The 12,655-nt window shown below is 53.0% G+C and carries 14 protein-coding genes; 7 read left to right on the top strand and 7 right to left on the bottom strand.

The annotated features are described in order from the left end of the window. Positions 1 to 53: 53 nt before the first annotated feature. The 3 genes from GFC06_RS11740 to yfbV form a co-directional block, all read right to left on the bottom strand. Positions 54 to 731: a sugar phosphatase gene (locus GFC06_RS11740; protein ID WP_153690739.1), complete on the bottom strand. Its 678-nt coding sequence runs from the start codon at positions 729 to 731 to the stop codon at positions 54 to 56. Beyond that, positions 724 to 1,218 (bottom strand): YfbU family protein, encoded by a 495-nt coding sequence (locus GFC06_RS11735; RefSeq protein WP_016153841.1) that lies wholly within the window; start codon positions 1,216 to 1,218, stop codon positions 724 to 726. Before GFC06_RS11735 ends, GFC06_RS11740 begins: the two co-directional genes overlap by 8 nt. Positions 1,219 to 1,301: 83 nt before the next feature. Continuing rightward, positions 1,302 to 1,757 carry a terminus macrodomain insulation protein YfbV gene (gene yfbV / locus GFC06_RS11730; RefSeq protein ID WP_016153842.1) on the bottom strand — a complete coding sequence of 152 codons (456 nt, stop codon included), beginning with the start codon at positions 1,755 to 1,757 and terminating at the stop codon, positions 1,302 to 1,304. A gap of 339 nt (positions 1,758 to 2,096) precedes the next feature. Here yfbV and ackA point away from each other — a divergent pair, with 339 nt between their 5' ends. From ackA to yfcC, 3 genes are all read left to right on the top strand, one after another. Beyond that, the gene (ackA, locus tag GFC06_RS11725; RefSeq protein ID WP_016153843.1) at positions 2,097 to 3,299 is read left to right on the top strand and encodes an acetate kinase; all 1,203 of its coding nucleotides are present in this window, start codon (positions 2,097 to 2,099) and stop codon (positions 3,297 to 3,299) included. A 75-nt stretch (positions 3,300 to 3,374) separates the two neighbouring features. Next, positions 3,375 to 5,519, top strand: a complete 2,145-nt coding sequence (pta, locus tag GFC06_RS11720) for a phosphate acetyltransferase (RefSeq protein ID WP_016153844.1) — start codon at positions 3,375 to 3,377, stop codon at positions 5,517 to 5,519. A gap of 200 nt (positions 5,520 to 5,719) precedes the next feature. Continuing rightward, positions 5,720 to 7,240, top strand: a complete 1,521-nt coding sequence (gene yfcC, locus GFC06_RS11715; RefSeq protein WP_016157044.1) for a putative basic amino acid antiporter YfcC — start codon at positions 5,720 to 5,722, stop codon at positions 7,238 to 7,240. A gap of 56 nt (positions 7,241 to 7,296) precedes the next feature. On the opposite strand, the gene yfcD is transcribed toward yfcC, so the two are convergent. Genes yfcD through yfcF form a run of 3 tightly spaced genes read right to left on the bottom strand, consistent with a single transcriptional unit; the run spans position 7,297 to position 9,159 of the window. Next, positions 7,297 to 7,851 carry an NUDIX hydrolase YfcD gene (gene yfcD / locus GFC06_RS11710; protein WP_006683645.1) on the bottom strand — a complete coding sequence of 185 codons (555 nt, stop codon included), beginning with the start codon at positions 7,849 to 7,851 and terminating at the stop codon, positions 7,297 to 7,299. A 56-nt stretch (positions 7,852 to 7,907) separates the two neighbouring features. Further along, on the bottom strand, positions 7,908 to 8,459 hold the full coding sequence (gene yfcE, locus GFC06_RS11705; RefSeq protein ID WP_016153846.1) for a phosphodiesterase: 552 nt from the start codon (positions 8,457 to 8,459) through the stop codon (positions 7,908 to 7,910). Positions 8,460 to 8,514: 55 nt separating this feature from the next. Continuing rightward, positions 8,515 to 9,159, bottom strand: coding sequence for a glutathione transferase (gene yfcF, locus GFC06_RS11700; protein WP_153690180.1), 645 nt, complete (start codon positions 9,157 to 9,159; stop codon positions 8,515 to 8,517). 134 nt (positions 9,160 to 9,293) lie between these two features. On the opposite strand from yfcF, the gene yfcG reads away from it, so the two are divergent. The 4 genes from yfcG to GFC06_RS11680 all read left to right on the top strand — a co-directional run bounded on the left by yfcG (position 9,294) and on the right by GFC06_RS11680 (position 11,861). Beyond that, positions 9,294 to 9,929, top strand: a complete 636-nt coding sequence (gene yfcG, locus GFC06_RS11695) for a GSH-dependent disulfide bond oxidoreductase (RefSeq protein ID WP_141875537.1) — start codon at positions 9,294 to 9,296, stop codon at positions 9,927 to 9,929. A 54-nt stretch (positions 9,930 to 9,983) separates the two neighbouring features. Then, positions 9,984 to 10,346, top strand: a complete 363-nt coding sequence (folX, locus tag GFC06_RS11690) for a dihydroneopterin triphosphate 2'-epimerase (protein WP_016153849.1) — start codon at positions 9,984 to 9,986, stop codon at positions 10,344 to 10,346. 19 nt (positions 10,347 to 10,365) lie between these two features. Next, positions 10,366 to 11,259 (top strand): TIGR01777 family oxidoreductase, encoded by an 894-nt coding sequence (locus tag GFC06_RS11685; RefSeq protein WP_016153850.1) that lies wholly within the window; start codon positions 10,366 to 10,368, stop codon positions 11,257 to 11,259. Positions 11,260 to 11,330: 71 nt separating this feature from the next. After that, positions 11,331 to 11,861 (top strand): GNAT family N-acetyltransferase, encoded by a 531-nt coding sequence (locus GFC06_RS11680; RefSeq protein ID WP_016157046.1) that lies wholly within the window; start codon positions 11,331 to 11,333, stop codon positions 11,859 to 11,861. An 18-nt stretch (positions 11,862 to 11,879) separates the two neighbouring features. Here GFC06_RS11680 and hisP read toward each other — a convergent pair whose 3' ends face one another. Continuing rightward, positions 11,880 to 12,653: a histidine ABC transporter ATP-binding protein HisP gene (hisP, locus tag GFC06_RS11675; RefSeq protein WP_016153852.1), complete on the bottom strand. Its 774-nt coding sequence runs from the start codon at positions 12,651 to 12,653 to the stop codon at positions 11,880 to 11,882. Positions 12,654 to 12,655: the final 2 nt, after the last annotated feature.

Below are 12,655 nucleotides of genomic sequence, written 5' to 3'. Positions count from 1 at the left end.
GATGGATCGATTCTGCCATAAAAAAGCCCCAACAATCTGGGGCTAAATCATGTTCAGGTATTTCTTACCACGACCACATTTCCGTTAGGCTGTTTGGTCACAGAAATATGTTCCAGACTGGTCAGCGAAAAATCGACCTCATCCAGACGCGGCGTGTCCACAGGCGCGTTGACCGCTATCACATGACACCCTGCAGCCAGTCCTGAAAGCACCCCAGCGGGCGCATCTTCCACCACCGCGCATTCCTGTGGCGCAAGACCCAGAAGCTGGGCGCCTAACAGATAGGCGTCTGGCTCGGGTTTGCCTCTTTTTACCCGCTCGGCGGTGACAAACACTTCAGGAGAAGGCAGCCCCGCGACACGATGACGCGCTCGTGCGACCGGCATGGATCCGGAGGTCACAATCGCCCATGGAATACCCGCTTTATTGAGGTGGTTGAGTAAATCAACCGCTCCCGGCAGCGCAGTGATCCCCGCGGTTTCCGTCGCTTCGATCTGCTCCAGGCGGGTGAATTCCGCGGCGATCTCAGCCTCAGATTTGCCCACCATAAAGTGTCGCAGGGAGGTAATGGCCTGCTTGCCATGAATAAAGCCGAGCACCTCGGCGTGATCGAGGCCAAAACGATCGGCCCAGTTGCACCACGCGCGTTCTACTGCGGGTAAGGAATCGACCAGCGTTCCATCCAGATCAAACAGAAAACCTTTGCACTGCACGCTCGCCCCCTCAGGCATTAATGATTTGGTTAATTTCATTCGCACTCAGGTGATACTGGCGCGGGCAAGAGTGCCAGACATTCAGCATACGCTGATATTTTTCCCACATCGGGGTCTGGGCGTTGAAGCCATGCGTACCCGCATCAAAGTGGGTATAACGACCTTCCACATTAACCATAAAACGTACGTACCCGAGGTAACGGGCTTCCGTTGCGGCGTCAAAGCCAAGGAAGGTCACGCGGCGCTCATCAATAGCCTGCGCGTCCTTAAGATTAGTCCAGGACACATGTAATGCGTGATACATCTCCATAATATCGATAATCGTACGACAGGTTTCTTCCGTCAGCTCACCAAACTCACGATCCAGCTCGCGCATCTGCAAGCCGTAACCGCGTTCAATAATCGTCTGCAAACGACGATAACGCTCGGCGTTAGTGGGATCGAGCATAGTCATCATTTTGTACTGATTAGACAAAATCAGACGTTGAGCGTTGGTCATTTCCATTTGGGACTCCTGTATCACTACTACTGCGATGAAAAAAAAGAAGGCATCTTGTGCCTTCTTTTATATGCGTAATCAGGGGTCAATTACAAATCATCAAGGAAAGTTTTATCCAGTTGTTTGAAGGCGCGCTTAAGCGTGTCAGCCAGCGCCTGATAATCAGGCTTTCCTTCTACCGGAGTGAGCGCCTGCCCGGCTTCTTGCAATTTACCCCGAACTTCGTAGAACCAGTTGAGTATTGAAGGCGGCAGCGGCGTTACAGAACGTTTACCCAGCCACCACATGCCCTGCATCGGCAGGCTGAGCGCAAACAGCGCAGTCGCCACGGCCGGTCCCAACTGCCCACCTAACGCAATTTGCCAGCATAAGGTGAAGACGGCGATAGGCGGCATAAAACGGATCGCGTAACGCGTCATGCGGATCACGCGGTTCTCTACAAACACAGGTGCGAGGCGCTTTTCCATTGGCCACGTCTTCGCATAGTGCTGCCCCCGGCGAAACAAGCTAAAAAAATTGACGGAACGATTATCCGGTGTCGACATGGCGGTTACCTCAACTTCACATATAAAAATTAAAAAATTTGTGCAAAACAACAACTACAAAGGACATCGTTCAAAACATTTTGTCTTTAATACCCACATTCAGGTATCCTGTGCCGGCCTGTAAGGCCTTTAGTCCAAAATCATTGAGTCGTCAAATTGACACATAGTATGCCATTGGCTGAAAAATACGCAAAATGACATAGACTCAAAGGTATTTATTCCATCGTGCCCAAAAAGACTATGGCGCATGATGTTAATCATAAACGTCGGTGTCATCATGCGCTACGCTCTATGACTTCCTGACGTTTTTTTAGCCACGTATCATAAATAGGTACTTCCATGTCGAGTAAGTTAGTACTGGTTCTGAACTGCGGTAGCTCCTCACTGAAATTTGCCATCATCGATGCAGTAAACGGTGAAGAATACCTCTCTGGTTTAGCCGAATGTTTCCATCTCCCAGAAGCACGTATCAAGTGGAAAATGGACGGCGGTAAACAAGAAGCGGCTTTAGGTGCAGGCGCCGCTCACAGTGAAGCGCTGAATTTTATCGTTAATACTATTCTGGCACAAAAACCAGAACTGTCTGCTCAGCTGACTGCGATTGGTCACCGTGTTGTTCACGGCGGCGAGAAATACACCGGCTCTGTGGTTATCGACGATTCTGTTATTCAGGGTATCAAAGACGCAGCCTCTTTTGCACCGCTGCATAACCCTGCACACCTGATCGGTATCGCAGAAGCGCTGAAATCCTTCCCGAATCTGAAAGACAAAAACGTGGCTGTGTTCGACACCGCGTTCCATCAGACCATGCCGGAAGAGTCTTACCTCTATGCTCTGCCATACAGCCTGTACAAAGAACACGGTGTTCGTCGTTACGGCGCGCACGGTACCAGCCACTTCTTCGTGACTCAGGAAGCGGCAAAAATTCTGAACAAACCGGTTGATGAGCTCAACATCATCACTTGCCACCTGGGCAACGGCGGTTCTGTATCTGCTATCCGTAACGGTAAATGTGTTGATACCTCCATGGGTCTGACCCCGCTGGAAGGTCTGGTGATGGGTACGCGTTCCGGTGACATCGACCCGGCGATCATCTTCCACCTGCACGACACCCTGGGCATGAGCGTTGACCAGATCAACAAAATGCTGACCAAAGAGTCCGGCCTGCTGGGTCTGACCGAAGTCACCAGCGACTGCCGTTATGTTGAAGATAACTACGCGACTAAAGAAGACGCTAAACGTGCAATGGACGTTTACTGTCACCGTCTGGCGAAATACATCGGTTCTTACACTGCGCTGATGGATGGTCGTCTGGATGCAGTTGTCTTCACCGGTGGTATTGGTGAAAACGCAGCGATGGTTCGTGAACTGTCTCTGGGCAAACTGGGCGTTCTGGGCTTTGAAGTTGACCACGAACGTAACCTGGCCGCACGTTTCGGCAAATCTGGTTTCATCAACAAAGAAGGTACCCGTCCTGCGGTGGTTATCCCAACCAACGAAGAACTGGTTATCGCGCAAGACGCGAGCCGTCTGACTGCCTGATTTCACACCGCCAGCCTAGCTGGCGGTGCTGTTTTGTAACCCGTCTACATCGACGGTAACGAAAGAGGATAAACCGTGTCCCGTATTATTATGCTGATCCCTACCGGAACCAGCGTCGGTCTGACCAGCGTCAGCCTTGGCGTGATCCGCGCAATGGAACGCAAAGGCGTTCGTCTGAGCGTCTTCAAGCCGATCTCTCAACCGCGTGCCGGTGGCGATGCGCCAGACCAGACTACCAGCATCGTCCGTGCTAACTCTTCTCTGCCAGCCGCTGAGCCGCTGAAGATGAGCCACGTTGAATCTCTGTTGTCCAGCAATCAGAAAGATGTGCTGATGGAAGAGATCATCGCGAACTACCACGCGAACACTAAAGACGCTGAAGTTGTACTGGTTGAAGGCCTGGTCCCAACCCGCAAACATCAGTTCGCGCAGTCTCTGAACTACGAAATCGCGAAAACGCTGAACGCAGAAATCGTCTTCGTAATGTCTCAGGGTACCGATACCCCGGAACAGCTGAACGAGCGTATTGAACTGACTCGCAGCAGCTTCGGCGGCGCGAAAAACACCAACATCACCGGCGTAATCGTTAACAAACTGAACGCACCGGTTGATGAGCAGGGCCGTACTCGCCCGGATCTGTCCGAGATTTTCGACGACTCTTCCAAAGCAAAAGTGATCAAAGTTGATCCGGCTAAACTGCAAGAATCCAGCCCGCTGCCGGTTCTGGGCGCGGTGCCATGGAGCTTCGATCTGATCGCAACGCGTGCAATCGATATGGCGCGTCATCTGAACGCCACTATCGTTAACGAAGGTGATATCAATACCCGTCGCGTGAAGTCTGTGACTTTCTGCGCACGCAGCATTCCGCACATGCTGGAGCACTTCCGTGCCGGTTCTCTGCTGGTGACTTCCGCCGATCGTCCTGACGTGCTGGTTGCAGCATGCCTGGCAGCCATGAACGGCGTGGAAATCGGTGCCCTGCTGCTGACTGGCGGCTACGAAATGGACGCGCGTATCACTAAACTGTGCGAACGTGCATTTGAAACCGGCCTGCCGGTATTCATGGTGAACACCAACACCTGGCAGACCTCTCTGAGCCTGCAGAGCTTCAACCTGGAAGTTCCGGTTGACGATCACGAACGTATTGAGAAAGTTCAGGAATACGTTGCTAACTACATCAACGCTGACTGGATTGAATCCCTGACCGCGACCTCTGAGCGCAGCCGTCGTCTGTCTCCGCCAGCGTTCCGTTATCAGCTGACCGAGCTGGCACGTAAAGCCGGCAAGCGTGTTGTTCTGCCGGAAGGTGACGAGCCGCGTACCGTTAAAGCAGCGGCTATCTGTGCTGAACGCGGTATCGCAACCTGCGTACTGCTGGGCAACCCGGATGAGATCACCCGCGTTGCGGCCTCTCAGGGCGTTGAGCTGGGCGCTGGCGTAGAAATCGTTGATCCAGATGTGGTTCGCGAAAGCTACGTTGCTCGCCTGGTCGAACTGCGTAAAAACAAAGGTATGACCGAAACCGTTGCCCGCGAACAGCTGGAAGACAACGTGGTTCTCGGTACCCTAATGCTGGAACAGGACGACGTTGACGGTCTGGTTTCTGGTGCAGTTCATACCACCGCGAACACCATCCGTCCGCCGCTGCAGCTGATCAAAACTGCACCGGGTAGTTCCCTGGTGTCTTCCGTGTTCTTCATGCTGCTGCCGGATCAGGTTTACGTATACGGCGACTGCGCGATCAACCCGGATCCGACTGCAGAGCAACTGGCAGAAATCGCGATTCAGTCCGCTGAATCCGCCATTGCCTTCGGTATCGAACCGCGCGTAGCAATGCTCTCCTACTCCACCGGTACTTCTGGTGCAGGTAGCGACGTAGAAAAAGTTCGTGAAGCCACGCGTCTGGCGCAGGAAAAACGTCCTGACCTGATGATCGACGGTCCGCTGCAGTATGACGCCGCCGTTATGGCTGACGTAGCAAAATCCAAAGCGCCGAACTCTCCGGTTGCAGGTCGTGCTACCGTGTTCATCTTCCCGGATCTGAACACCGGCAACACCACCTACAAAGCGGTACAGCGTTCTGCCGACCTGATCTCCATCGGGCCGATGCTGCAGGGTATGCGCAAGCCTGTGAACGACCTGTCTCGTGGCGCGCTGGTTGACGACATCGTCTACACCATCGCTCTGACCGCGATCCAGTCTTCCCAACAGCAGCAGTAATCTGTCGAGTGTGCCGGATGTCTTATCCGGCAACACTTCTGCTTATTAAACCGGAAATAGCTTATATTTCCGGTTTTTTTATACCTGTTTTTCTCGTTGGCATATTCTGAAACATTTGCCAGGATGCGCTGCATCAATGAATAACTATTCTCCTGTTTGCATACTTATCCTCTTTTGCATTGCAACAGGGATAGTCTTTCATGTCAGCAGTAACAGAAACACAGCCAGCTAAAAAATGGGCGATGCCCGATACGTTGGTGATTATTTTTTTCGTTGCCATTTTAACCAGTCTGGCGACATGGGTTGTTCCCGTCGGGATGTTCGACAGTCAGGAAGTGCAGTATCAGGTTGATGGACAAACCAAAACCCGTAAGGTGGTCGACCCCCACTCTTTTCGAATTCTGACCAACGACGCGGGCGAAGAGCAGTATCACCGGGTGCAGTTTTTCACCACCGGTGATGAGCGCCCGGGCTTGATGAATTTTCCGTTTGAAGGGTTAACCTCCGGCTCTAAATTCGGCACTGCCGTCGGCATTATTATGTTTATGCTGGTGATTGGCGGCGCATTCGGCATCGTTATGCGTACCGGAACCATCGATAACGGCATCCTGGCGCTCATCCGCCATACGCGAGGAAACGAAGTCCTGTTTATCCCGGTGCTGTTTGTTCTCTTCTCATTAGGCGGCGCGGTGTTTGGCATGGGAGAAGAGGCGGTCGCCTTTGCCATTATTATCGCACCGTTAATGGTACGGTTAGGTTACGACAGTATCACCACCGTTCTGGTCACCTATATTGCGACTCAAATTGGATTCGCCAGCTCATGGATGAACCCGTTTTGCGTGGTCGTCGCGCAGGGGATTGCGGGCGTGCCGGTACTCTCTGGTTCCGGCCTGCGTATCATTGTGTGGGTGGTTGCGACCCTGATAGGGCTGACCTTCACGCTGGCCTATGCGGCACGCATCAAAAAGAATCCGCTTTTGTCCCGGGTACATGAATCCGACCGTTTCTTTCGCGAACAGCAGGACGACGTTGTGGAACGACGCTTCACGCTGGGCGACTGGCTGGTGCTGCTGGTGCTGACTGCGGTAATGATTTGGGTTGTCTGGGGCGTGATCGTCAACGCGTGGTTTATTCCTGAGATAGCCAGCCAGTTCTTCACCATGGGCCTGGTAATTGGCATTATCGGCGTGGTCTTTCGTCTCAACGGCATGACGGTCAACATCATGGCCTCCTCATTCACTGAAGGCGCGCGAATGATGATTGCCCCTGCCCTGCTGGTCGGTTTTGCCAAGGGCATATTACTGCTGGTCGGTAATGGAGAAGCGGGGGAAGCCAGCGTGTTGAACACGCTGCTGCACAGCATTGCCAACGGCATCAGCGGGCTGGATAACGCCATCGCGGCGTGGTTTATGCTGCTGTTCCAGGCGGTGTTTAATTTCTTCGTTACTTCTGGCTCTGGTCAGGCTGCATTGACCATGCCGTTATTAGCACCCTTAGGCGATCTGGTTGGCGTAAACCGTCAGGTCACCGTACTGGCCTTCCAGTTTGGCGACGGATTCAGTCATATTATCTATCCTACGTCGGCATCGCTGATGGCAACGTTAGGCGTGTGTCGGGTGGATTTTCGTAACTGGCTGAAGGTAGGCGCCACGCTGTTGGGACTGCTGTTTATTATGTCCAGCGTGGTGGTGATTGGCGCGCAGATAATGGGTTACCATTAACAAACGATTGCCCGGCCTACACGACTTCTCGACGCTGTAGGCCGGATGAGCAGATTTTACTCAGCTTCTTCCTGCTTTTCGGCTTTCGCCCCTTCATTCTTAGCGTTGCGGGTCATCCACAGCGCCAGGGCTTTCAGTGAGTCCGGCGTAAATTCGTCGCAGCGCGCGGTAATTTCTTCCGGCGTCAGCCAGCAAACTTCACTAACCTCTTCTTCCTGAAGCGCAAACGGTCCGTGGGAAACACAGCTAAACAGCCCGCCCCAGACGCGACAGTTCTGGTCTTCAAAATAAAACTGCCCATGCTCGGCAAACGGTACGCCCGCAATCCCCAGTTCCTCTTCCGCTTCACGGCGCGCTGAATCCAGTAGTTGCTCGTCAGCCTGCACAACACCGCCAGCGGTGGCATCCAGCATGCCGGGCAAAAAATCTTTTGTCTCAGTACGACGCTGAACCAGAATTTTGCCCATACCATCATGCACGACGATATACGTTGCACGATGGCGTAAGCGTTGCGCCCGCATTTGTTCCCGGCTGGATTGTGCAATGACTTCGTTGTCTTCATTCACAATATCCACCCATTCCGTACTTGCCAAACGACGCTGTTCCACCATCAGGAAACCTTCTTTTTTCTTGCGCTCTTACGGCGCGTTTATGTTTGTGGGGTAAATTACGGATTAATCTCGACCTGTGCAATAACACTTTGATCATTGAGTGCCATTACGCTGAGAACATTATCATCCAGAATCCCGTAACTTGCCGCAAAGCCCCCTTTCGGGATGCTTACCGAGCCGGGATTGAAGTGGTAAACATCCCCTTGACGCTCAGCGACGGGCAAATGTGTATGCCCATAAACCAGCACATCTCCCACGTTGAGCGCCGGCATATTTTGCGGGCCAAAAAGATGCCCGTGCGTCAAAAAGAGTCGCTGGTTTTCTGTCAGAATTTGCTGCCACGGCGCGGTCATCGGAAAATGCAGAAGCATCTGATCCACTTCGCTGTCACAATTGCCACGCACCGCGATAATCCGCGCTGCCAGCGCATTCAACCGCTCAGCAACCTGCGCAGGCGCATAGCCTTCCGGGAGCGCATTACGCGGTCCGTGGTTTAAAACATCACCCAATATCACCAGCCATTGCGCACCGCTTGCGGCAAACCGTTCAAGTACGCGTTCCGTGGCTGGCAACGAACCATGAATGTCCGATGCGAACATCAGTTTCATCACTCACTCCTCGTTGAAAAGTACCCTGTAATGATACTGGATTACGCCCCGTTTTTCAGCAGGAACGCTTCGCTGAAAGCGCGATAAAACGCTGGACTGAAGCGCGCTGCCACTGGAAGGCGGCATATTCTGCAAGCGCTTCGGGAACCTCATCGCCGTTAAGGACCAGACGATTCAGCATTAGCGCTAAATCGCAGTCGGCAATACACCATTCGCCAAATAAATTCTGCTTCCCGTGGCTCAATAAATGGCTCGCAGTGGCGAACAATTTCTCCGCACTGACTTTTCCCGCTTCGCTTAACGGACCTTTCTTCACGCCAGCAAAAACTACGTCCGTTGAGCGTTCTTCACGGATAGGCATCAGATCGCTGCGGATCCACGCCTGAACCTGGCGCGCCCGCGCGCGCTTTTGCACATCGTGTGGGTAGATACGTTCCCACTGCGGTGGTGCAAAGCTCTCTTCCAGGAACTCGGTAATCGCTGATGATTCGCTCAGCTCGAAAACGTCGATTTCAAGCACCGGTACGCGCCGCGTTAACGCATACCCTTGCCATGAAGGTTGCAAGTGTTCGCCGCTGTTGAGATCAACGGTTTTCAGCGTAAAAGGCAGTCCTTTCTCTTGCAGAGCGACATAAACAGACAGCACGTAAGGGGAAAAAAAATTGGCATCTGACCACAGCGTAATTGCAGATTTGCTCATAATGTCCTCTGAAATGTATTGGCTTGCCTTCAAAATATAGAGTCTTTCTCTCACTGTCACTTGATGAAAACTCACGCACGCCAACAGGCTCTATACTTGTTATGACCCGGTTCATGACAAAACGGACGCTGAAAATGATCGATCTCTATTACACTCCATCGCCAAACGGTCACAAAATCACGCTGTTTCTTGAAGAGGCACAACTGCAATACCGTCTGATTCATGTCGATATCAGCAAAGGTAGCCAGTTTCACCCTGATTTTCTGCAAATCTCACCAAACAATAAAATCCCGGCCATTATCGACAGTGTCCCGGTAGACGGCGGAAAGCCCATCAGCCTGTTTGAGTCCGGAGAAATTTTACTCTATCTGGCAGAAAAGAGCGGTAAGCTGCTGAGCGGTGAGTTACGTGAACGCCACACTACACTGCAGTGGTTGTTCTGGCAGGTCAGCGGCCTCGGACCCATGCTGGGTCAGAATCATCATTTTAGCCACTACGCCCCACAAACGATTCCCTACGCCATTGAAAGATACCAGGTTGAAACCCAGCGCCTGTACAACGTGATGAATAAACGTCTGGAAACGTCCCCCTGGCTGGGAGGCGATCACTACAGCATTGCCGACATTGCCTGCTGGCCGTGGATCCACGCCCATCAGCGTCAGCGCATCGACCTCGACAACTACCCGGCGGTCAATAACTGGCATGAACGCATCCGTACGCGTCCCGCAACGGAACGCGCCATGCAACAAGCACAAAGTGAGAAGCGGTGACGCGATTCGGTTCTCGTGTATCATGCAAAGGTTCATACATGGAGGAAACCTGCAATGTCACAACCTGACGCAATTATTCGTATAAAAAACCTTCGTCTGCGCACTTTTATCGGCATCAAAGAAGAGGAGATCCTTAACCGCCAGGATATCGTCATCAACATTGCCATTCACTACCCGGCAGACAAAGCCCGTACCAGCGAAGATATCAACGACGCGCTGAATTATCGCACTATCACCAAGAGCATCATTGCCCACGTGGAGGGTAACCGCTTCTCATTGTTAGAAAAATTAACTCAAGATGTGCTCGACATCGCACGCGAACATCACTGGGTCACTTATGCTCAAGTAGAGATAGATAAACTTCACGCATTACGTTACGCCGACTCAGTCTCTATGACGCTGAGCTGGCAGCGCTAAACATAACCCGGGAGGCGACATGCAGATTCTGATTACCGGCGGTACTGGCCTGATTGGACGTCATCTGATCCCCCGCTTGCTGGAGCTGGGGCATCAGATAACCGTAGTGACCCGTTCTCCTGATAAGGCGCGTCAGATTCTCGACTCCCGGGTTACGCTGTCCAAAGGGCTGGAAGAGCGGCAAAATCTCAATGACATTGATGCCGTCATTAACCTTGCCGGAGAGCCGATTGCGGACAAGCGCTGGAGTGCCCAGCAAAAGGAACGCCTGTGTCAGAGCCGCTGGGTCATCACGCAGAAGCTGGTCGATTTAATCAATGCCAGCGAGACACCGCCCGCAGTGCTAATCTCCGGTTCCGCTACCGGTTACTACGGCGATTTAGGCGAAGTGGTGGTCACAGAAGAAGAGCCGCCGCATAACGAATTTACCCATAAGCTGTGCGCCCGCTGGGAGCAAATTGCCAGCACCGCGCAAAGCGACAAAACCCGCGTGTGTATGCTGCGCACCGGCGTGGTACTGGCCTCTGCTGGCGGCATTCTGGCGAAAATGGTCCCGCCGTTTCGTCTTGGCTTAGGCGGACCAATTGGCAACGGACGCCAGTATATGGCCTGGATCCATATTGATGATATGGTCAACGGAATTCTCTGGCTGCTGGATAACGATCTGCGCGGTCCCTTCAATATGGTTTCACCGTACCCGGTGCACAATGAGCAGTTTGCCCACGCGCTGGGCCACGCCCTGAACCGTCCTGCCATTCTGCGCGTTCCCGCCACCGCAATGCGGTTGCTGATGGGCGAATCTTCAGTGCTGGTTCTCGGCGGGCAGCGAGCGTTGCCAAAACGCCTGGAAGCCTCCGGTTTCGCGTTTCGCTGGTACGATTTAGAAGAAGCGCTGGCGGATGTCATCCGATAACCCCTAAGCGCTATTCACGGTCGCCGTTGTGGTGGTAAGGTTATAGGCCAGATTTCTGCAATGGCGACGTTATGGCGATAATTTCGACTCCCCGACTTACCCTCTCTTTGTTTCAGTTTTCTGACTGGTCATTTTTCCAGAAACTACGTGAATGTCCTGAAGTCATGCGCTATATGGGCAACATCGCCCCGGCGAAAGATACGCGTCTGTTATTCGCCAGACGCCTTGCCGCACAGCACACTTTTGTCATCCGCGAGCACAACAACCCGACGCCGCTCGGCGATATTGGTCTGCAAATCAGCCATCTCTACCCGCACGAAGCCGACCTCGGCTACGCCATCATGCCACAGGCGCAGGGGAAAGGTATTGCCAGCGAAGCCGTACGCGCGGTGTGCCAGTACGCCTTCGAGCACGCGGCGGTCACAGCGATAAATGCTTACGCACTGGCGGATAATAAGGGCTCAATACGGATTCTGGAAAAAACGGGGTTCGTGCGTACGCAGGTGCTGGAAAAGGCGTATGAGATTGATGGTATCGCCTACGACGACTGGGTTTATCGTCTGGAGTGCGACGCGCTAAAATCCCAGGCCCGGAAAGCGTAGCGCCTCCGGGCAGGTGACTTACTTCAACGAACCTTTGAGGAACTGCTGCAAACGCGGACTTTGCGGATTACCAAATACCTGCTCCGGATCGCCCTCTTCTTCAATCTTCCCTTGATGCAGGAAAATCACGTGCGTGGAGACATGACGGGCAAACCCCATTTCGTGGGTCACGACCACCATGGTTTTTCCCTCTTCGGCCAGTTGTTGCATAATGCGCAGCACTTCGCCCACCAGCTCCGGGTCAAGCGCCGACGTGGGTTCATCAAACAGTAACACTTCCGGTTCCATCGCCAGCGCACGAGCAATGGAGACACGCTGCTGCTGACCACCGGACAGATGCACCGGATATTTGCCCTGAGCGCGCTCATCAATACCCACTTTCGCCAGATACTTCACCGCACGTTCGCGAGCGTCCTGCTTGCTCAGCCCCAACACCTGGATCGGCGCTTCCATCACGTTTTCCAGCACCGTCATGTGGCTCCACAGATTAAAGTGCTGAAAGACCATCGTCAGTCGCGTGCGCAGCAAGCGCAGCTGATTTTTGTCTGCAACCTTAAGCTGGCCGTCTTTGTCGCGTACCAGACCAATGTTCTGACCACTCACCACAATCGACCCGGCGCTCGGTTTCTCGAGAAAGTTAATGCAGCGCAGGAAGGTACTTTTACCGGAACCTGACGAGCCAATAATACTGATAACATCACCCGCATTGGCCTGCAGCGATACCCCTTTCAGCACTTCATGTTCGCCGTAGTGCTTATGTAAATCGATAACGTTTAATTTATTTTCAGACATCG

Source organism: Citrobacter braakii (assembly GCF_009648935.1).
Lineage (GTDB): Bacteria > Pseudomonadota > Gammaproteobacteria > Enterobacterales > Enterobacteriaceae > Citrobacter > Citrobacter braakii.
This window is presented reverse-complemented; position numbering and strand designations above follow the sequence as displayed.